General features: G+C 69.7%; 21 protein-coding genes and 1 tRNA gene. 4 read left to right on the plus strand and 18 right to left on the minus strand.

Going from position 1 to position 19,945, the window contains the following annotated elements; genetic code table 11:
• Position 1: 1 nt before the first annotated feature.
• The 12 genes from cyoD to hflX form a co-directional block, all read right to left on the minus strand.
• Positions 2-385, minus strand: a complete 384-nt coding sequence (gene cyoD, locus JMJ55_RS09340) for a cytochrome o ubiquinol oxidase subunit IV (protein ID WP_202825259.1) — start codon at positions 383-385, stop codon at positions 2-4.
• Positions 382-1,080: a cytochrome c oxidase subunit 3 gene (locus JMJ55_RS09345; RefSeq protein WP_202825260.1), complete on the minus strand. Its 699-nt coding sequence runs from the start codon at positions 1,078-1,080 to the stop codon at positions 382-384. Before JMJ55_RS09345 ends, cyoD begins: the two co-directional genes overlap by 4 nt.
• Complete coding sequence (locus JMJ55_RS09350) at positions 1,077-3,020, minus strand: cbb3-type cytochrome c oxidase subunit I (protein WP_202825261.1); 1,944 nt, start codon at positions 3,018-3,020, stop codon at positions 1,077-1,079. The genes JMJ55_RS09345 and JMJ55_RS09350 overlap by 4 nt, the downstream gene beginning before the upstream one ends.
• Positions 3,021-3,926: a ubiquinol oxidase subunit II gene (gene cyoA / locus JMJ55_RS09355; protein ID WP_236033542.1), complete on the minus strand. Its 906-nt coding sequence runs from the start codon at positions 3,924-3,926 to the stop codon at positions 3,021-3,023.
• A gap of 87 nt (positions 3,927-4,013) precedes the next feature.
• Positions 4,014-4,748, minus strand: a complete 735-nt coding sequence (locus JMJ55_RS09360; RefSeq protein ID WP_236033543.1) for an ABC transporter ATP-binding protein — start codon at positions 4,746-4,748, stop codon at positions 4,014-4,016.
• The gene (locus JMJ55_RS09365) at positions 4,735-5,451 is read right to left on the minus strand and encodes an ABC transporter ATP-binding protein (protein WP_202825264.1); all 717 of its coding nucleotides are present in this window, start codon (positions 5,449-5,451) and stop codon (positions 4,735-4,737) included. Before JMJ55_RS09365 ends, JMJ55_RS09360 begins: the two co-directional genes overlap by 14 nt.
• A complete protein-coding gene (locus tag JMJ55_RS09370; protein ID WP_202825265.1) occupies positions 5,448-6,431 on the minus strand; it encodes a branched-chain amino acid ABC transporter permease in 984 nt (327 codons plus the stop codon). The genes JMJ55_RS09365 and JMJ55_RS09370 overlap by 4 nt, the downstream gene beginning before the upstream one ends.
• The gene (locus tag JMJ55_RS09375; protein WP_202825266.1) at positions 6,428-7,312 is read right to left on the minus strand and encodes a branched-chain amino acid ABC transporter permease; all 885 of its coding nucleotides are present in this window, start codon (positions 7,310-7,312) and stop codon (positions 6,428-6,430) included. Before JMJ55_RS09375 ends, JMJ55_RS09370 begins: the two co-directional genes overlap by 4 nt.
• Positions 7,313-7,316: 4 nt before the next feature.
• Complete coding sequence (locus JMJ55_RS09380) at positions 7,317-8,579, minus strand: amino acid ABC transporter substrate-binding protein (RefSeq protein WP_202825267.1); 1,263 nt, start codon at positions 8,577-8,579, stop codon at positions 7,317-7,319.
• A 29-nt stretch (positions 8,580-8,608) separates the two neighbouring features.
• Positions 8,609-9,523 (minus strand): dioxygenase family protein, encoded by a 915-nt coding sequence (locus JMJ55_RS09385; protein WP_202825268.1) that lies wholly within the window; start codon positions 9,521-9,523, stop codon positions 8,609-8,611.
• A 90-nt stretch (positions 9,524-9,613) separates the two neighbouring features.
• Positions 9,614-10,033 (minus strand): cupin domain-containing protein, encoded by a 420-nt coding sequence (locus tag JMJ55_RS09390; RefSeq protein ID WP_202825269.1) that lies wholly within the window; start codon positions 10,031-10,033, stop codon positions 9,614-9,616.
• Between the two features lie 79 nt (positions 10,034-10,112).
• On the minus strand, positions 10,113-11,429 hold the full coding sequence (hflX, locus tag JMJ55_RS09395) for a GTPase HflX (protein ID WP_202825270.1): 1,317 nt from the start codon (positions 11,427-11,429) through the stop codon (positions 10,113-10,115).
• Positions 11,430-11,662: 233 nt separating this feature from the next.
• On the opposite strand from hflX, the gene JMJ55_RS09400 reads away from it, so the two are divergent.
• Positions 11,663-12,883, plus strand: a complete 1,221-nt coding sequence (locus tag JMJ55_RS09400; RefSeq protein WP_202825271.1) for an MFS transporter — start codon at positions 11,663-11,665, stop codon at positions 12,881-12,883.
• A complete protein-coding gene (locus JMJ55_RS09405; protein WP_202825272.1) occupies positions 12,880-13,707 on the plus strand; it encodes an aldo/keto reductase in 828 nt (275 codons plus the stop codon). The genes JMJ55_RS09400 and JMJ55_RS09405 overlap by 4 nt, the downstream gene beginning before the upstream one ends.
• Here JMJ55_RS09405 and JMJ55_RS09410 read toward each other — a convergent pair.
• Both JMJ55_RS09410 and JMJ55_RS09415 read right to left on the minus strand, forming a co-directional pair.
• Positions 13,704-14,843 carry a patatin-like phospholipase family protein gene (locus tag JMJ55_RS09410; RefSeq protein WP_202825273.1) on the minus strand — a complete coding sequence of 380 codons (1,140 nt, stop codon included), beginning with the start codon at positions 14,841-14,843 and terminating at the stop codon, positions 13,704-13,706. The two genes, JMJ55_RS09405 and JMJ55_RS09410, sit on opposite strands and share 4 nt — an antisense overlap.
• A gap of 129 nt (positions 14,844-14,972) precedes the next feature.
• The gene (locus JMJ55_RS09415; RefSeq protein WP_202825274.1) at positions 14,973-15,461 is read right to left on the minus strand and encodes a Pvc16 family protein; all 489 of its coding nucleotides are present in this window, start codon (positions 15,459-15,461) and stop codon (positions 14,973-14,975) included.
• A 139-nt stretch (positions 15,462-15,600) separates the two neighbouring features.
• Here JMJ55_RS09415 and JMJ55_RS09420 point away from each other — a divergent pair, with 139 nt between their 5' ends.
• Together JMJ55_RS09420 and JMJ55_RS09425 are read left to right on the plus strand one after the other, a co-directional pair.
• On the plus strand, positions 15,601-15,819 hold the full coding sequence (locus JMJ55_RS09420) for a hypothetical protein (protein ID WP_202825275.1): 219 nt from the start codon (positions 15,601-15,603) through the stop codon (positions 15,817-15,819).
• Positions 15,816-16,064, plus strand: coding sequence for a hypothetical protein (locus tag JMJ55_RS09425; protein ID WP_202825276.1), 249 nt, complete (start codon positions 15,816-15,818; stop codon positions 16,062-16,064). The genes JMJ55_RS09420 and JMJ55_RS09425 overlap by 4 nt, the downstream gene beginning before the upstream one ends.
• Positions 16,065-16,146: 82 nt before the next feature.
• Here the strand turns inward: JMJ55_RS09425 and JMJ55_RS09430 are convergent, their stop codons facing one another.
• The 4 genes from JMJ55_RS09430 to radC form a co-directional block, all read right to left on the minus strand.
• Positions 16,147-18,045: a sensor domain-containing diguanylate cyclase gene (locus JMJ55_RS09430; protein WP_236033586.1), complete on the minus strand. Its 1,899-nt coding sequence runs from the start codon at positions 18,043-18,045 to the stop codon at positions 16,147-16,149.
• A gap of 117 nt (positions 18,046-18,162) precedes the next feature.
• A tRNA-Leu gene (locus JMJ55_RS09435) sits at positions 18,163-18,248 on the minus strand.
• Positions 18,249-18,286: 38 nt separating this feature from the next.
• The gene (locus JMJ55_RS09440; protein WP_236033544.1) at positions 18,287-19,162 is read right to left on the minus strand and encodes a S1C family serine protease; all 876 of its coding nucleotides are present in this window, start codon (positions 19,160-19,162) and stop codon (positions 18,287-18,289) included.
• A gap of 13 nt (positions 19,163-19,175) precedes the next feature.
• Positions 19,176-19,919, minus strand: coding sequence for a RadC family protein (gene radC, locus JMJ55_RS09445; RefSeq protein ID WP_202825279.1), 744 nt, complete (start codon positions 19,917-19,919; stop codon positions 19,176-19,178).
• Between the last annotated feature and the right edge of the window lie 26 nt (positions 19,920-19,945).

A 19,945-nucleotide genomic window follows, 5' to 3' on the forward strand; every position in this document is an offset into this window, starting at 1 on the left:
CCTACATCGGCATGCTGTGGTCCATCGGCATCATGTTGCCGTTCAGATGGCTCATGATCCAGATCGAGCCACCGACGATCAGGAAAGCGATGAAGATGCCGAAGGCCAGCGCCATGACGTTGTTGGTGTTGTCCGGCGCGGTGGTGATGTGCAGGAAGAAGACCAGGTGGATGCCGATCTGCGCCATGGCGAGCACCGCCAGCGCCGTGGGCAGGCCCGGGCCATAGATGAAATCCGTCCCTGCCAGGGTGAAGGAGGCGACGGTGAGCTGCGCCGCCAGCCCCAGCCCGGTGAGGTAGCTGGTGATCCCCTTCGCCACCCCGCTATCGCCCGGGGCGCTGTCATCCTCGTCCCGGGGGGCGTGTTCGCGCGTGCTGTCCGTCATGCGCCGGATCCGATCAGGTAGACGACGGTGAAGAGCGCGACCCAGATGATGTCGAGGGCGTGCCAGAACAGGTTGAAGCAGAGCAGCCGGCGGACGATGTGGGGCTGCCAGCCCTTCACCCAGACCTGCGCCATCATGGTGCCGAGCCAGAGCAGCCCGGCGAAGACATGCAGGCCATGGCAGCCGACGAGCGCGAAGAAGGCCGAGAGGAAGGCGCTGCGGTCGGGCCCCGCGCCCTGCGCGATCATCCCGGCGAATTCCTGCAGTTCGAGCAGCAGGAAGGCGGCGCCGAGCAATCCGGTCGCCAGCAGCCCCGCCTCGGTCCAGAGCTTGTGCCGGGCATCGGCGGCGACGTTGGAGAGGCCACAGGTGAAGCTCGAGAGCAGCAGGCAGCCGGTCTCGATCGCAACCCGGTCGAGCTCGAACAGATCCCGCCCGCTCGGCCCGCCGGCGGTGTTCCGCGCCAGCACCGCATAGGCGGCGAAGAAGGCCGCGACCATGATGATGTCGCTGAGGAGGAAGATCCAGAAGCCGTAGCCGACGATGACGCGGGGCGAGGCAGGCCCGCCTTCGCCATGGCCGGTGGCCTCATCCTGGTGCCCGCCGCCATGGCCGCCCCCGCCAGTGTCGCGGCGGCTGCCGAGCCGGTAGGGATCGCGGCTGCGCGGCGGGGAGAGGGTGTCGGCGCCGCTCATGCCGATTCGCCCAGGCGGACGGCACTCTCCCGCAGCCAGGCCTGCCGCGCCGTGCGGCGTTCGCGGTCGAGGCGCGCCACTTCCTCGGCCGGGATCTCATACTCATGCTTGTCCCGCCAGGCGAAGACCACGAAGGTGGCGAAGAAGGCGTAGATGAAGCCGGTCGGGGAATTGCGCGGCATGTGGATCGGGCCGTAATCCGGCTCCTGCGCCAGGTTCTGCGTCTCGACCGCGCGCTGCTTGATGGTCCAGTAGGGCTCCTCATTCTCCACATTCGGCATGAAGGCGAAGTTGAAGACCGGCGGCGGCGAGGCGGTGGACCATTCGAGCGAGCGGCCATCCCAGGGCTCGCCGGTCTCGTCGCGGAGCGCGTGCCGGTTGCGGATGCTGACGACGAGCTGGATCACCTGGCAGGCGACGCCGAGGAAGATGACCACCGTGCCGGCCCTGACGAGCAGGACCCAGGGCCGCCATTCCGGCACGTCGTAATGCTGCATCCGCCGCGTCATGCCGAGGAGGCCTGCCATGTAGAGCGACAGGAAGGTCGCCCAGAGCCCGGCGAAGGTGAACCAGAAGGCGCGCTGGCCCCATCTCTCATCGAGCTTGAAGCCGAAGGCCTTGGGGAACCAGAAGGTCAGCCCGGCAAAGGCGCCGAACACGGTCGAGCCGATGATGACGTTGTGGAAATGGGCGACGAGGAAGAGGCTGTTATGCAGCTGGAAATCGGCCGGCGGCACCGCCAGCAGCACGCCCGTCATGCCGCCGATGACGAAGGCGACGAGGAAGCCGATGGCCCAGAGCATCGGCGTCGTGTAGCGGATGGTCCCGCCATACATGGTGAAGATGTAGTTGAACACCTTCACGCCTGTCGCCACCGAGATCAGTGCGGTCGAGATGCCGAAGGCGGTGTTGACGCCCGGCCCTGCCCCCATGGTGAAGAAGTGGTGCAGCCAGGTCATGAAGCCGTTGAGGCAGATCCAGAGCGTCGCCAGCACCATGGAGCGGTAGCCGAAGAGCGGCTTGCCGGAGAAGCAGGAGATGACCTCGGAGAAGATGCCGAGCGCCGGGAGCAGGAGGATGTAGACCTCCGGATGGTCCCAGGCCCAGATGAGGTTCTCGAACATCATCATGTTGCCGCCGGCTTCGTTGGTGAAGAAGTGGAAGCCGAGATAGCGGTCGAGGGTCAGCATCGCCAGCGTCGCGGTCAGGATCGGGAAGGCCGCGACGATCAGCAGGTTGGAGGTGAGCGCCGCCCAGCAGAACATCGGCATGCGGAAATAGCCCATGCCCGGCGCGCGCATCTTCAATATGGTGGTGACGAGGTTGATTCCCGACATCAATGTCCCGATGCCGGATATCTGCAAGGCCCAGACGTAGTAGTCCGGCCCGACGCCGGGCGAGTAGCTGACCTCCGACAGCGGCGGGTAGGGCAGCCAGCCGGTGCGGGCGAGTTCGCCGACCACGAGCGAGATGTTCACCAGCAGCGCGCCCGCGGCAGTCAGCCAGAAGCTGACGGAGTTCAGCGTCGGGAAGGCGACGTCGCGGATGCCGAGCTGCAGGGGCACCACGAAATTCATCAGCCCGATGACGACCGGCATCGCCCCGAAGAAGATCATGATGACGCCGTGCGCCGAGAAGACTTGGTTGTAATGCTCCGGCGGCAGGTAACCGCCTGCCTGGAAGGCGAGCGCCTGCTGCGAGCGCATCATGATGGCGTCGACGAAGCCGCGCAGCAGCATGACGAGGCCGAGCAGCGTGTACATCACGCCGATCCGCTTGTGGTCGACGCTGGTGATCCATTCCCGCCAGAGATAGGGCAGGTATCCGCGCACCACGATCCAGGCGATGACGCCGAGCAGGATGAGGCCGACGATGCCGCCCGCGATCAGGGGAATCGGTTGGTCCCAGGGGATCGCATCCCAGCTGAGCTTGCCGAGCATCTATCTCTCCGCCTTCTCTTCGATGCCCGGCCCGCCGCGGCCGCTGCGCGGGCCGGGGGCAGGCGGGATGCGCTGGGTGGTCACCGCCGCGAACAGGTCATGCTCGACCGAGCGATAGGTGAAGGGCCGGTCCGGCACGCTCTGACGCATCAGCTCCGTATAGGCGGCGCGGTCGAGCGCCTGTCCGCTGCCGCGCACGGTCTCGACCCAGCGCGCGAATTCCGCTTCCGGCACGGCGCGCGTGGTGAACTTCATGTCGGAGAAGCCGTCGCCGCTGAAATGGGCCGAGCGGCCATAGAACTCGCCAGGGTGGTCGGCCTGCAGATTGATCTGCGTGACCATGCCGTTCATCACGTAGATCATCCCGCCCAGCTGCGGGATGGAGAAGGTGTTCATCACGCTGGCCGAGGTCATGTCGAAATGCACCGGCGCGCCGGCCGGCACGACCAGCTCGTTCACGCTGGCGATGCCCTGCTCCGGGTAGATGAACAGCCATTTCCAATCGAGGGCGACGACCTGCACCTCCGTCGTCGGCCGATCCGACTCAAGCCGACGGCCGGGATCGAGCGCGTAGGAGCCGGTCCAGATCAGCCCGCCGAGGAAGGTGACGGTGAGGAGCGGGATGGCCCACATCACGATCTCGACCCGGCCGGAATAGACGAAATCTGGCCGGCGCTTCGCGCGCGGATTGATCTCGCGGAACCACCAGGCGAAGCCGACCGCCGCCAGGATGGTCGGGATTACGATCGCCAGCATGACCGCGAGCGCATTGAAGATCAGCAGCCGTTGCTGCCCCGCTACCGGCCCATGCGGATCGAGCGGACCGCCGCTGCAGCCGATCAGCGGCGCTGTCAGAAAGAGGATGTTGGTGAGATGCCTCGCAGGCCGGCGCAAGCCTGAAACCATGTCTCGCCCCTGGTCACGCGGTCGTGCCGCTGCAACGCAGCGATGCTCGGTCCGGTGTTGTGCCAGTGTCGCGGAGTATTTGGCGTACTAAAGGCCCAGATAGACCTGCCGCACGAGGTCATTGTCATGCAGCGCGGCGGCGGATTCGGCCTCGAATTCGATATGGCCGTGGACGATGACATAGCCGCGGTCGGCGAAGCGCACCGCCTGATGGAAATTCTGCTCGGCCATCAGCACGGTCAGGCCGAGCCGCGCCTTCATCTCGGCGATCATCTCCATCGTCCGCGCCACCATGATCGGCGCCAGCCCCACCGAGGGCTCGTCCACCAGCAGGATGCGCGGCGCCGACATCAGCGCCCGGCCGAGCGCCACCATCTGCTGCTCGCCCCCGCTCATGCTGCCGACGAGCTGCGCCCGGCGCTCCGCGAGGCGCGGGAAGAGTTCGTAGCAGAGCGCGAGATTCTCCCCCATCGCCGCCCGCGCCGTCGCCCGGTAGGCGCCCAGCCGCAGATTCTGCTCGACGCTGAGCCGGGGAAACAGCCGCCGCCCCTCCGGCACCAGCACGATGCCGAGTTCCACCACCTGCTCGGGCGAAAGGCCGACCAGCTCGGTCTCCTGTCCCTCGATGCCTGCGCGGATGCGGCCGGCGGTGGCGCGGATCTGGCCCATGATGCTGCGCATCAGCGTCGTCTTGCCATTGCCGTTGGTGCCGAGCAGCACCACCGTCTGCCCCGCCGGCACGCTGAGCGAGACGCCCTGCAACACCCGCACCGCGCCATAGCCGGCATCGAGGCCCGTGATCTGGAGGCTATTGCCGGCCAAGATAGGCATCCTCCACCTCGCGGAGCGCCAGCACCTCGCGCGGCGCGCCATCGGCGATTTTGCGGCCGGCGACGAAGACGACCAGCCGCTCGGCGAAGGCCGTGACCGCGCGCATGATATGCTCGATCATGATGATGGCGGTGCCGGCGGCATTCAGCCGGAACAGCAGGGCGAGGATCTGGTCCACCTCGGCATTCGACAGGCCCGCCATCGCCTCATCGGCGATCAGCAGCTTGGGGTCCAGCGCGATGGCGCGGGCCAGTTCCAGCCGGCGCAGCTCGACCTGCGTCAGCTCCTTCGGCAGGCAGTCCGCCTTGCCGGCCATCTCCACCTGTTCCAGGCATTGCATGGCGCGCGCCGTGGCGGAGCCGGGCTGGCTGGCGAAGAGCACCGGCACCCGCACATTCTCCAGCACCGAGAGGCTGGCGAAGGGCTGCGGCAGCTGGAAGGTCCGCGCCAGGCCAAGCCGCGCCCGGCGATGCGGCTTCAGCCCGTTCAGCGCCTGGCCACCGAGCGTCACCCTTCCGTCATGGGCCGCGAAATCGCCGGAGATGCAGTTGACGAAGGTGGACTTGCCGGAGCCGTTGGGGCCGATCAGCCCCAGCCTCTCCCCGGCCCGCAATTCGAGATCGACGGCCTGGAGCGCGGTGAAGCCGCCGAAGCGCTTGCCGACGCCCTCGGCACGGAGAAGGACCTCGCTCATCGCCGGCGGAACCAGCCGAGGATGCCGCGCGGCGCCACGGCGACGAAGATCACCAGCATCCAGCCGACGATCCAGAGGTTGAGCGCCGAGGAGATCGTCACCGTCGCCGCCTGCTGGAGCGAGGCGAGCAGCACCGCGCCGATCACCGGCCCGGCCCAGGTGCCGGCGCCGCCGATCAGCGGCATGGCGATGGCATTCACCGCATAGGCCAGGCTGAAGGCGGCTTCCGGGTTCAGGTAGCCGCTGTAATAGGGCAGCGGCGCCCCGGCCACCGCCATCAGCGCACCGCAGAGAGCGGTCGCCACCAGCTTCAGCCGCATGGTCGGCACGCCGACCGCTTCGGCGGCCCTCTCGTTGTCACGGATGGCCTGGAGCCCGCGCCCGAGCCGCGTCAGCTCCACCGTGCGGGCGATGCCGACGGCAATGATGGCGAGGCCGAGCATGACCAGGAACAGGTATTCGCCATAGCTGACGAAGGGCGCCACTTCGCGCGGCCGGACGACATAGGCGCCGCGGGAGCCGCCGACATAGTCCCAGTTCACCACCAGCGTCTGCAGCACGACGGCGAGGCAGAGCGTGGCGATGGAGAAATAGACCCCGCGCAGCCGGAGCGTGAGGTAGCCCGTGCCGAGGCCGAGCAGCGCCCCCACCACCGCCGCGGCGAGGATGCCCGGCAGCAGGTCCAGCCCGGTCGATTGCCGCAGCGCGATGGCGGTATAGGCGCCGGCCGCCATGAAGCCGGCGGCGCCGAAATTCACATAGCCCGCATAGCCGCCGAGGATGTTCCAGGCCGTCGCCAGCACGACATATTGCAGGATGAAGTAGCCGGCAAAATAGGCGTAGTCGTTGCCGAGTGCCCGCAGCCCGAAGAAGAGCAGCCCGGCCAGCACCAGCGCGCCGAGCCAGAAGGCCAGATGCCCACGCGAGGCCCGCGGCAGCGCGGCCGGCGCCGGGGCGAGGGGCAGGGAGGCGTCGCTCATGCCAGCTTCCCGAACAGGCCTTGCGGCCGGAAGGCCAGCACCAGCAGCAGCCAGCCGAAGGCGACCGCCGGCGACCAGGAGGGGCCGTAGAAGGTTGCCGTCACATTCTCCACCACGCCAAACAGGAAGGCGGCGAGGATGCAGCCCGGCAGGCTGCCCATCCCGCCCATGATGCAGACGGCGAAGACCCGGCCGATGAAGACCTGGCCGGAGGAAGGCTCCACCGGCTGCACCACCACCAGCGCCCCGCCGGCGATGGCCGCAAGCGCGATGGAGAGGCCGAAGGCGAAGCGTTTGATCCGCACTGGATTCACCGCCATCAGCCGCAGCGCCTCGGCATCCTGGGCAACGGCGGCGATGGCGAGGCCGGTGAAGCTGCGCCGGAGGAAGAGCCAGAGCGCGCCGATCGCCGCCATGGCGAACAACCCCGGCACCAGCATGCGCAGCGGCACATCCACCTCGCCGAGGCGGAGCGTGACATAGGCATAGGCGGGGTCGAGGAAGCGCTGCTCCGGCCCGAAGGCCATGACCAGCCCGACCTCGATGATGAACATCACCCCGAAGAAGAAGGCGAGGCCTTGCAGCGCCTCATCTCCTCGCCGTTCGAAGAAGTGGTGGTACATCGCATAGATGGCGGTGCCGAGCAGGTAGAAGGGCACCGCCAGCAGCAGCGCCGCCAGCAGCGGGTCGATGCCGAGCGCGGTGCCGAGCAGCACCGTCAGGAAGCCGCCCGCCACCATCAGCGCCGGATGCGCGATGTTGACGATGTCGAGCATGCCGAAGGAGATGGCGAGGCCGGCGGCCGCGGCGGCATAGATGCCGCCGATCAGCAGGCCGGAGACGACCCCGTTCAGCAGGAGAATCAGGTCGCCGCCGTCCATCGGTTCAGGCCGGCGCGCCGTAGGGAGCACGCAGCTCCCCGGATTTCAGGCTCTCGGGGTAGAGGATCACCTTGGCGCCCGGCCGCTTGTATTTCTCCAGGTCGCCGTCGGTGATGCCCTGGAACTGGACCAGCAGGTTGCGCGGCTCCGCCCATTCGCCGCTGGCGCCGAATTTGAGGTCGCCGACCACGGTCTTGAAGACATTGGCATGCATGTCGGCGGCCAGCGCCGCCTGGTCCGGCTTGCCGACGCGGGCCAGCGCCTGTTCGATCACCTGCATCTGCGCATAGGCATAGGGCTGGAGGTAATTGCCCAGCACATCCACCTGCTCCGCTGCGGCGCGGGCCCGATACTTCTCCTGGAAGGCGCGGACGCCGGGGAAGTCCATCGTCGGCTCGTTCGAATAGACGTCCCAATTGACCAGGTTGTTCAGGATCGGGCCGAGCTGCGCCTGCACGGCTGCGATCTGCGGCCCGACCATGCCGCCGCCGAGCATCTGCGCCGAGAGCCGCAACTCACTGATCGCCCGCAGCAACCCGTTGGAATCCGGCGGATAGGAGCCGAGAAAGACGAGATCCGGCCGCGTCGCCGCCAGCGCCCGCACGGTCGGCGCGAAATCCACCGTGGTCGGCGGGTAGGACCGGTCATAGACGATGCGCAGCCCGCGCTGCCGGCCGAGGAAGCGGGCGCTGTCAGCGGCCTTCTGGGCGAATTCATTGTCCACCGCGAGGATGGCGAGCGTCCGCGGCGGCGTCGGCAGCTTCGCCGCCACCTCGAAGAAACCGCGCGCATAGGTCGAGCGGATGTCGTCGCCGGTGACGTTCATGCTGAAATAGCGGTCGTATTTGAAGGCCTCGTTCACCCCAGCCCCAAAAAGCGAGACATAGGCCATGCCCCGCTGCATCACGACCGGCATGGAGGGCGCGATCATCACCGTGGCATAGGAAGAGGTGACGATGTCCACCCGGTCCACATCGAGCAGCTTGGTATAGAGGCCGGGAACATTCGCCGGCGCGCTCTGGTCGTCGTAATAGACCAGCTCGACCGGGCGGCCATTGATGCCGCCGCGGGCATTCACATCCTCCTGCCAGATCTTGTGCGCGAGCAGAGAGGAGCGGCCATTCGGCGCGAGGCCGCCCGAGAGTGACATGGAATAGCCGATGCGGATCGGGTTCGCCGGCTGGGCGAAGGCGAGGCCCGGGGCGGCGGCAATTACCGTGGCCCCGGCGGCGAGCCGGCCCAGCTCGCGCCTTGTCATCCTGGTCATTCTTATTTTCCTCCCCAGGCCTCCGGCGGTTACTCCGCCGCGGGCATCAGTCGTGACGGATCCGCCCCCACCCGGCCGCTGTCATTCCCGCTGCCCTGGCGCGAAAGGCAGAAATCGTAGCGGATGCCGGGCAGGTCGGGCCGCGGCGAATCCGGCAGGCCCATCGCCTCCTGGATCACCAGGGATTGCGAGACGCCGAAGACGGTGTCGGAACCGATATTGGGGTCGTCGCCGAAATACAGCGCCGTCACCAGATCGCGGTAGCCGGGGGCGGCGACCAGCACATGGATATGCGCCGGCCGCATCCCATGCCGGTTCTGCCGGTGCACCATCTGGCCGACCGGCCCGTCCATCGGGATGCTGTAGCCGATCGGCTTCACCGTCCGCAGGTGGAAGCGGCCCTGGTCATCGGCACGGAAGCGGCCGCGCATGTCCATCACTGTCGCATCGCGGGCCTGGAGGTCGTAGAGGCCCTCGGCATTGGTCTGCCAGACATCGATCTCGGCGCCGGGCACGGGCTGGCCCGTGCTGTCCGTCACCTGGCCGAAGATCACCACCTCGGTCCCCTGGGTGTCGTGCACGGCGATGCTCTCGCCCGGGGCGAATTCGGGTGCCTTCTCGCGGAAGAAGGGGCCGAGCAGGCTGGTCTCGGTCCCCGCCGCCTCGCGCCCCTCGGCATCGTGCATGACATTGACCAGGCGGGAAAGGCCGAGCACGTCCGAGAGCAGGATGAATTCCTGCCGGAAGGGCGTGCAGGCCTGGCCGACCGCGGTGAGGAAGGCGATCCCGGCCAGCCATTCATCCGGCTTCAGATTCACCTCGCGGGCGAATTCATGCAGGTGGCGGGTCGCCGCCATCATGATCTCGCGCAGTCGGGGATCGGGCGTCCTGGCGATCTGGGCCAGCGCTTCCGCGGTGACGCTGTCACGGTCGAGGTCCTGCATGGCCTCTGTCCTCCCTGCTTCCAGAACGATGCCTGCGCGGCGCGGCGCCGGTCAATCCTGCCGGTCAGGCCCGGCCGTCACGTCCTGCCGTCAGGCCTTTGGGGGCGGCTCGCAGGGATGCGTCGCCATGTCGCCGGGGATCGAGAGTTCCAGGATCTCGACATCGTCCGAGGTCGCGATCTCGTTGTGCTTCATCCCGCCGGGGATGAGGATGGCATCGCCAGCCTCGGAGCGGGTGCGGGTGCCGTCCTCAAATTCCAGATCCACCCAGCCTTTCAGGATGTAGATGAACTGCGCCTCGCATTGATGGGTGTGCCAGCCGGTCGGCTCGGTCATGCCGGTGATGGCTTCCATCACCTGGGCGCGCAGCTTGCCGCCGGTGGCGGCCTGGACGCCGAGGTCGCGGTAGCGGAAGAATTTGCGCCGCCCCTTCACGAAGGGCTGGTCGGCCTTCTTCGCCACGGTGAGCGTGATCCCAGGGCGCGACGCGCCCCCGACGGAACCATCCATGGGACATCCTCCTCCGGTGTCTCCGCACCTGAGGAAAGGCTACACCCGGACGGCCCCGCGGCAAGCGGTATTAGGATGGTTAGCGCTCCGGCCCCTCCTGCTGCCGCTCGAACCGCACCCGGTCGTCGGGAGCGAGGCGCACGGTCACATGGATGGCATCGTCGCTGTCCTGCCGCCCGATCACCTCGCCATGGCCATAGAGCCAGGCGAGCTGCGCCCCGTCCGAGGCGGGGATGTCGTAGCCGACGGTCACGAAACCCTCCGAGAGCCGCGCATCCACCGCGCCGAGCAGCTGGCCCAGCCCCTCGCCGGTCAGGGCGGAGGTGGCGATGGTGCCTGCCCGGGCATCGACCGCGCCGGTTCCGCCGAGCAGGTCGGCCTTGTTCAGCACCTCGATGGTCCGGCGCTGCCAGTCGGCGGCCAGCATCCCGTCGCGCGCCATGCCATCCAGCACCGTGATCACATCGGCCCGCTGCGCCGCACTGTCGGGATGGGCGGCGTCGCGGATATGCAGGATGAGGTCGGCCTCCGCCACCTCCTCCAGCGTGGCGCGGAAGGCGGCGACCAGCTCGGTCGGCAATTCGGAGACGAAGCCGACCGTGTCCGAGAAGATGATCCGCCGGCCGGAGGGCAGCACGCGGCCGCGCAAGGTCGGGTCGAGCGTGGCGAAGACCTGGTCGGCGGCATGCACGCCGGCGCCGGTCAGGGCGTTGAACAGCGTGGACTTGCCGGCATTGGTATAGCCGACCAGCGCGACCAGCGGGAAAGGCACGCGCCGCCGCGCGGCGCGATGCAGGCCGCGGGTCCGGCGCACCTCATCGAGCTCGTGCCGCAGCCGGGCGATGCGGTCGCCGATCAGCCGCCGGTCGGCCTCGATCTGCGTCTCGCCGGGGCCGCCGAGGAAGCCGAAGCCGCCGCGCTGCCGGCCCAGATGGGTCCAGGACCGCACCAGCCGGCTGCGCTGGTATTGCAGATGCGCCAATTCCACCTGGAGCGCGCCTTCCCGCGTCCGCGCCCGTTCGCCGAAGATGTCGAGGATGAGGCCGGTGCGGTCGATGACCTTGCAGGCCCAGGCTTCCTCGAGATTGCGCTGCTGCACCGGAGAGAGTGGCGCATCCACCACCGCGAGCTCGATCGATTCCTGCTTCAAGGCTTCGCCCAGGCTCTCGACCTGGCCGGAGCCGAGCAGGGTCGCCGGCCGCGGCGTCCGCAGCGTGAGTGTGGCCTGGTGGCGGATATCGAGGCCGATGGATCGCGCCAGCTCCACCGCCTCGGCCAGCCGCACCTCGGCGCTGCGGCCGGTCGCGCCGGACTTGTCCCAGGGCAGGATGACGGCGGTGCGGGTCGGGGCCGCCGCGGTCTCGTGCGGACCCGAGGGGCGGTGGGATTCGGGCATGGATACTGCCTCCGGCTGGCGTGGTCTGGCGGCGGTAACGCGGCATGGTGGCGGCGCGTTGGGCCACAAAGGGGCAATATCAGCGTTGTACGCTGCCGCACGCCGGCGGCCGTCTGCGTCATGATCCGGAACTCCCGATCGCGCTGTGGCGATGGATGCGCGAGTGGCACGGAGCGTGGCATGCCGGAAGGACAGGCAGCGAAAGTTTGGGGCGGGCTCGAAAGCGGGGCCGAATGAGGCCCGGCCGGGCGCTGGATGTCCTCAACGTCCTGCTTTCCGATGTCCGCTACGGGCTCGGCGCCTATCTCGGCGTCTATCTGATGACCGAGCATCACTGGGATCCGGCGCATATCGGCTTCGCCCTGTCGATCGGCGGGCTGGTCGGGCTGCTGGCGCAGACACCGATCGGCCTGCTGGTCGATGTCATCCGCGCCAAGCGCGCGCTGCTGGCCGGCGCCGTGCTGGTGGTGACGGCAAGCTGCCTCGTCATCCCGCTGGCGCCGGGCTTCGGCGCGGTCACGGCGGCCGGGGTGGTGGGCGGCGTGGCCGGCGCCTCCATCGCGCCGACGCTCGCCGCCATCTCGCTCGGCATCGTCGGTCCCGCCGGCTTCGCCCGCCGCGCCGGGCGGAACGAGGCGCTGTTCCATCTCGGCAATGCGGCGGTGAATGTCGTGATCCTGGTGACGGCGCCGCTGCTCGGCACGCCGGTGCTGTTCTGGGTGATGGCCACGACCGGGTTGCTGAGCGCGCTCGCCGCCATGGCGATCCCGGAATCGGCGATCGATCATGACACGGCGCGCGGGCTGGTGCCCGGGATCCAGCATGTGGACCAGGCCGCTGCCTGGCGGATGCTGCTGCACAGCCGGCCGCTGCTCGCCTTCGCCCTGTGCGGGGCGCTCTTCCACCTCGCCAATGCCTCGATGCTGTCGCTGGTGGCGCAGAAGCTGGCCTTGCAGAATATCGGCTGGGGCGTGGCGCTGACCGCCATCTGCGCCATCACCGCGCAGAGCGTCATGGTGCCGACCGCGGCGCTGGCCGGGGCGCGGGCCGATGCCTGGGGCCGCCGGCCGCTGCTGCTGCTGGCCTTCCTGGCCCTGGTGCTGCGCGGCCTGCTCTATTCCGTCTCGGACTGGGCACCCTGGCTCGTCGCGGTGCAATTGCTCGATGGGCTGGCGGCGGGGCTGATCGGCGCGCTCTTCCCGGTGGTGGTGGCGGATCTCACCCGTGGCAGCGGGCATTTCGCCGCGGCGCAATGCGCGGTCGGGACGGTGCATGCGGTGGGCGGCGTGGCCAGCGGGGCGCTGGCCGGCTGGGTCGCGTTGCGGGCCGGCTACGATGCTGCCTTCCTCGTCCTCGCCGCCATCGCCGCCTTGGGCGCGCTGCTGTTCTGGCTCACTGTGCCGGAGAGCCGCGGCGCCCCCGCCCTGACTGATCCTGAAGGAATTCCCGCATGACCGTGCCCGTCTTCGAAAGCAAGCTGACCCGCATGCCCCTTCTCGGCTTCGGCACCTGGCCGATGCGCGGGGCTGAGTGTCAGCAGGCGGTCGAATCCGCCCTCGGCCTCGGCTACCGCCATGTCGACACGGCGGAGATGTATGGCAATGAGGAAGCGGTGGGCGCTGCGCTGGCCGCCGCCGGCCTGCCGCGCGGCGACCTCTACCTCACCACCAAGGTTTGGAACGACAAGCCGAAGGGCGCCCAGATCCACCGCGCGGCGGAGGAGAGCTTGAAGCGCCTGCGCCAACCCTATGTGGACCTGCTGCTGATCCATTGGCCGAGCCCCGAGCTCGACCTGCCGGATGCGCTGCGGGCGCTGGCCGCGCTGCGGGAGGAGGGCTTGGCCCGCGCCGTCGGCGTGGCGAATTTCCCGCTCGGCCTGCTGCGGCGGGCGGTGGAGGCGGGGATCGCCCCGCTCGCCTGCCTCCAGGTCGAGCACCATGTCTTCCTCGACCAGTCCCGGCTGGTCGACTACTGCCAGCAACAGCAGATGGTCCTGACCAGCTACACGCCGGTGGCGAAGGGCGAGGTGCTGCGCGACCCGACCATCGCCGGCATCGCCCGCAAGCACGGGGCGACGCCGGGCCAGGTGGCGCTGGCCTGGCTGTTCGGCATGCCGGGCGTCGCCGCCATCCCGAAGGCCGCCTCGCCCGAGCGGCAGCGGGAGAATCTGGCGGCGGTCGACCTGAAGCTCGACGAGGAGGACCGCCAGGCGCTGGCGGCCCTGCCGAAGGACCGGCGGATGGTGAACCCTTCCATCGCGCCGGACTGGGAGAGCTAATTTCCGATCGCGTGCAGCAGCAGGCCGGGGGCCAGAACCTCGGCCTGCTCGGGATGGGCCATGCGGTCCAGCGCCTCGGTCATGGCGCGCTCCCCGGCCTCCCAGCGATGGGCGAGGGTGGCACGGGAGAAGTTGAAGACCTTGCCCGCGCCCGCCTCATCCTCCGACGGGTGATAGCCGAGCAGGGCGATAGTCGCCTCCGCCCCGGCGAGCAGCCCGGCCAGTTCCGCCTCCCGCTCATGCCCGGGCGGAAGCTGGGCGGCGAGGCGGCCGACCAGCGCCCGCAGGCGGTATTCCCGCGCCCTTCCCTCCAGCGCCTGCCGCGTCTGGTTGCCGAAGGCGAGGTCGCCGGCCCGCGCCACCGCCGCGCTCAGCGATTGCGGCCGGCTGCCGGAGCGGGCGAAGAGCTCCACCACCACGCAATGCAGCGGCCCCGCGCCCGGCGCATCCAGCACCAGGTCGAGCGGCGCATTGGTGGACAGCCCACCATCGGCCAGCAGCCGCCCCTCCACCTCCACCGGCGTGAAGAAAGGCAGCAGGGCGCAGGAGGCGGCCAGATGTTCCGGCCCGATGCGGGCGCCCTGGGCGGTGTCGAAGACGATGCGGGTGCCGGTCTCCACATCCGTCGCCGCGACGCTGAGGCGGATCGGGCCGTGGTTCAGCAGCTCGAAATCGACGAAATCGGCGATCCGCTCGCGCAGCGGGTCGAGATCGTAGATCGCGGCGGCGGGCCCGGCCTGCGGCAGCAGGCGGCGGCGGAACAGCCCCGGATGGCCGAGCATCATGGCCTGCAGGGCGCTGGCCTCGTTGTAGCCGCGCCGCAGCACCCCGGCCGGGGGCGGGCCGAACAGGCTGGTGGCCAGCGGCGCCGGCTCCAGCACCGCGGAGTCCCAGAATGCGCGCAGCCGGGCGAGGCGCCGTTCCGGCGGGTTGCCGGCGATGATGGCGGCATTGACCGCGCCGACCGAGGCGCCGAGCAGCCAGGGCGGCGGCCCGCCCTCGCGGGCCTCCCAGGTGGCATAGGCGCCGGCCTCGAAGGCGCCGAGGGCGATGCCGCCGGAGAGGACCAGGGCGCGGCGCGGCTGGACCGGGGCCGGACCAGCATCGGTCAGGTGATCGGGGTGCTGCATATCCATGTCGGGTTACCGGCGGACCAAATCAGGATGGGAAAGGGTCATGCGCGATCCTGTAGGCGCCCGGTTCGGGACGCATGTTGCAGTGCAATACGCAGGACCGAACGAGCAAGACGGCGCCGGGTTCTTCGCTCAGGCGGAAGGACGCAGCCGCATGCTGTGGACCATATAGGGCAGCAGCAGCGGCGGCGGGTCGCCGCAGGCCTCCAGCAGCCGCAGATACATCTCGTCCGGCGGCGTCTCCAGCGTCACCACCAGCGCCTCGCCGGTGATGTCGCCGGGGCCGCCGGCGGCCTCGATCACCGGGTTCTGCTCCAGCGCCGCCATGCAGCGGCCGAGCAGCGCCTGTTCCGCCGCGCTGTCGGTGCCACGCACCATCAGCAGGTAGCGCAGCCGGAGCCCGACCCCTTCGGGCGGATCGGCACGGGAGGCGGTGCGGAGCGGCGAGGTATCGCCCGGCACCTCCTCCGGCTGGACGCGCCAGAGCACGAGTCCGATGCCGGGCATGGCGCGGTGCCGCGCCTCGGCCAGGGTCATCGTCTCGACGCCCGGGGCGGCGTCGTCCCGCAGCAGGTGGCGCAGGTGGCGGGCCAGGGCGGCGCTGGCGGCGGCGATCGGCATGGGCGGGACCCTCCTCGCCCGGCAACGGGCCGGGGCAGGGTGCCGTTCCCATCCGCTGCGCCCGCGTAAGCTCCGGGCCTCGCGGGCAAACCTCGCCATGCGGCGGCGTTCATCGCCCCTTCAACCATGGGAGGCAGCGATGCAGGACAAGCCGCAGGACAAGGAGACCGTGCCTTTGCCGCGTCCGGACGCACCGGCGGCCGGCGGGTCCGCGGGCGGGCATGGCATCGCCTCGGGCCATAATCCCGGCGGCACGCTGCCGGGCGGCGGGCCGGGGGCCGGGCTGGGCAGCCTCGGTACTGGCGGCGCCTCGACTGGCGGGGGCCCGACCGGCGCACCGAAACGGGGTGGCCGATGAGCACGGAACGGCCGACCCCGCAGGGCCCGAACGCCGGCGGCCCCGGCAACCGCCACGCCACCCCGCCTCGGGATGCGCCGGCGCCCTGGGGCACCGGGGAGGCTCCCTTCGATCCGCGCGGCGGCCAGCCCGCCACCGATCCGGAGGCGGCGGCCAAGGCGCTGCTGGACCAAGCGAATCCCGGCCAGCCGGCGGGGGGCGATGCCGGCCCGATGGCGGCCGGGGCGGAGAAGAAGGGGCCTTAGACCATGATCCGCGATCCAGCGATCGCGAATCATGGCCAAGGCTTGCGTTTGGTCGCCTGATTCACGCCTTCGGCGATCAGGCTCAATCGGCCATCTGGTTGAGCGGGTCGAGTTGCGGCGCTTGGCAGACCTGGTTGCGGCCGGCCTGCTTCGCCGCATAGAGCGCGCGGTCGGCGGCGCCGATCAGCGCCTCCGGCCCGCGGGCCGCGCGGCAGGAGGCGGGCTGGATGGTGGCGACGCCGACGCTCACGGTGACCATGCCGCCCTCCTCGAGGCAGCCGGCATGCGGCAGGGCCAGCGCCTCCACCTCGGCGCGCAGCCGTTCGGCCACCGCATGCGCGCCTTCCATCTCGGTCTCGGGCAGCAGCACGGCGAATTCCTCGCCGCCATAGCGGGCGACGAGATCGGCCGCGCGGCGGATCGTCGCCCCGACCGTGGCCGCCACCACCCGCAGGCAGGCATCGCCCTCCGGATGGCCGTAATGGTCGTTGAAAGCCTTGAAGCGGTCCACATCGACGAGGATGACCGAGAGCGGCATGCCCGCTTCCATGCAGCGGGCCCATTCGCGCCCGATCGCCTCGTCGAAAGAGCGGCGGTTGGCGACGCCGGTCAGCCCGTCGAGCCGGGCGAGGCGGTCCAGCTGCCGCTCCAGCATCTTCCGCTCGGTGATGTCGCGGGAGACGGCGACGACGCCATCCGCTTCGCCGGTCGCCTCCTTCCGCACCACCTTCAGCGTGGATTCCAGCCAGATCTCGACGCCATCGGCGCGCCAGGTGCGGAAGGTGATCGTCACCTCATCGGCGCTGCCGTTCCGTAGCCGGGCGATCTCGGTGTTCAGCGCCGGCATGTCCTTGGGATGGACGCCGTCATTCGCACTCCGGCCGAGGAGTTGCTCCGGCGCGCGGCCGAGGATGCGGTGGGCCGAGGGAGAGACATAGGTGCGGATGCCATGGCGATCGATGCGGGAGACGAGGTCGCCGGTATTCTCGGCGAGCAGGCGGAATTGCGCCTCGCTCTCGCGCGCGGCGGTCTCGGCCACCTGGCGCCGGCGCAGTTCCCGCCGCAGCAGGCCGATGGTGAGCAGCAGCAGCGCGGCCAGCGCCAGGGTGGTGCCGCCGATCGCCAGCGCGCGCTGGCGCCAGCCGGCCTCGATCGTCTCGATGGACAGGCCGAGATTGAGGATCAGCGGTAGCGATTCGATGCGCTTGAAGACATAGAAGCGCTCCACCCCGTCACGGCTGGAGATGCTGCGATAGCTGCCCTCGCGGGCGGTCGGAATGGCGCGGAAGGCGGTGCCGCGGCTGAAATCCTGGCCGATCTCGACCCGGCCCGCCGGCATGCGGGCGAGCAGGATGCCATCCTCCCGGAACAGGCTGATCCGGCCGCCGGCGCCGAGATCGAGGCCATGGAAGACCTCCAGGAAGTAGTCGAGCTTCAGGCTGGCGACGACCACGCCACCGAGGCTGCCATCGGCGCGGATCCAGGGACGGCTGAGGGCGAGGCGCCATTCGCCGGTGCGGCGGCCGCGGAAGGGCTGGCTGATCGTCAGCCCCGAATCCGGATTGTCGTGCGGGACGCGGAAATACTCCCGGTCCGCATAGCTGACGGTGTCGCGCGCGGCCTGGCCGGTTTCGTCGAGGGCCCGACCCTCGGCGTCCAGGATCATGACCGCGCCGATATTGCGGGCGCCGATGGAGCGTTCGAACAGGGGCGAGTGCAGCAGCCGCTCATGATCGCCACGCTCATTCGCGCGCAGCCTCTCGGCGGTTTCCTGCAGGGCAAGGTCAAGGGTGCCGAGGGTGCGGGCGATGTCCTGCCCCACCGCGCGGTTCAGGTTCATCGCGGCATCGGAAGCCCGGGCCCAACTATCGGCCCGCAATTCCAGGATGACGACCCCCGAGAGCGCGCAGAGGCCGAGCACGGCCAGCAGGCCAAGAAGCGTGGTCCAGCCGCGCTGTAGCAACTCGCCGAGGACCCGCATCGCCACCTAACCAACCTCCGGCATTACCAGCCGGTTCCAGTGCGCCATCAGCCTGCACCATAGTCCATCACGAGGTGGAATTCCACGCCGCGTATCAACTTGCAGTTGCTCTACCCTTGGTAGGGGCGGCGGGACTCGAACCCGCACAGGCCAGGGCCCGAGCGATTTTAAGTCGCTTCCGTCTACCGTTCCGGCACGCCCCCATGCCAGCCATGCCTAGCACGCCCGCAGCCTCCCGGCATCAGCGAAGGCAGCGGAGGAAGACAGTCGAAGGATGCGCCACCTCACCCACCTCGGCCGCGCTGCGCGGCGGGATGGTGGAGGGGACCATGCGCGGCTGCACGCCGTTGCGTCGGAGGAAATCCACCGCTTCCGCCCCCTTCACCGCGAAATTCACGTTCTGCGGGATGTCGCCGGTGCTCTGGGCGATGCGCTGGGCATTCAGCTTGGAGACGATGACCCCCATGACATTGCCAGCGAGGTCGAAGAGCGGCCCGCCGGAATTGCCCGGCTGCACCGGGGCGCTGATCTGGAATTGCGCCGCATTGTCCCGCAGCCCGGCCAGGGCCGAGACATCGCCCGTGGTCAGGGTCGGGCCGGAGGAGAGGATGCCGGAGAGCGGGAAGCCATAGGTCACCACCCCCTCGCCCCGCCGGACCTCGGGCCCGCTGCGGAAGCTGAGCACCGGGCCGGGATCGCCCCGCACGGTCAGCAGGGCGAGGTCGCGCTGCTGATCCGTCGCGGCGACAGTGGCGGAGAGCTCGGCGCCGGAGGAGGTGCGAATCCGCATCTCGGCGCAGCCATTGGCGACATGGTGGTTGGTCAGCACGCGGGATGGCGCGACGACGAAGCCGGTGCCGGAGGAGACGGGGCGCGGCCCGCCGGGCACGGCGCCGAAAGGGGTGTTCCCGGGCGGCAGCGGCGGCGGCTTCCCACCCGGCTCGGCCGGCGCCTGGGCGAGCGGCGGCGGCTTGCCGCCCTGCGGGACCGGGGCCGGCAGCGGCGGCGGCTTCTGCGCGGCCGCGAGGCCGGAACCGAACAGCAGCAGGCAGCAGGCGATCGGCAGCGAAAGGTTGCACATGGCGCGAGCCTGCCGGGGCGGGATGGTTGCGGTCAACAGCGCTCCGGGCTCAGAGCAGGCCCTCCCGCCGGAAGGAGAGCTGGCGGCCATGACCGATGATGAGGTGGTCGTGCACCGCGATGCCGAAGACCGCCGCCGCGGCCTTGATCTCGGCCGTCATCTCGATATCCGCGCGCGACGGGGTGGGGTCGCCCGAGGGGTGGTTGTGGACCAGGATCAGGGCGGTCGCCTGCAATTCCAGCGCCCGCTTCACCACCTCCCGTGGATAGACCGGGGTGTGGTTCACCGTGCCGCGGCCCTGCACCTCATCGGCCAGCAATCGGTTGCGGGTATCGAGGAAGAGGACATGCACCTCCTCGATCCGCGCCCGGGCCAGGCTGGCGGTCAGGTAGTCCACCAGCCGGTCCCAGGAATTCAGCAGCGGCCGGTCCACCAGCTCGGCCCGGGCCAGGCGCAGCGCCGCCGCCTGCACGGTCTTGAGCGCGGCGCAGACGGCATCCTTCACCCCCTCGACCTGGCGCAGCTCCACCACGGGGGCGGCGATGGCATTGGCGAAGCTGCCGAAGCGGGCGATCAGAGCGCGGGCGATGGGCTTGGTGTCCTGCCGCGGCAGGGCGAGGAACAGCACCATCTCCAGCAGCTCGTAATCGGCCAGCGCCTCCGGCCCCGCGGTCAACAGGCGCTGGCGCATTCGCTCGCGGTGGCCGAGATGGCCCGGCGGTGCCATATCCGCCGGAATCTCCAACGGCAGGCCCATATCGGCGAAGCCCTTCTGGCCTCCGGCTTTGCGCATCGCTCGCCCCATGCGAAGGGGACAAG

Source organism: Belnapia mucosa (assembly GCF_016775475.1).
GTDB lineage: Bacteria > Pseudomonadota > Alphaproteobacteria > Acetobacterales > Acetobacteraceae > Belnapia > Belnapia mucosa.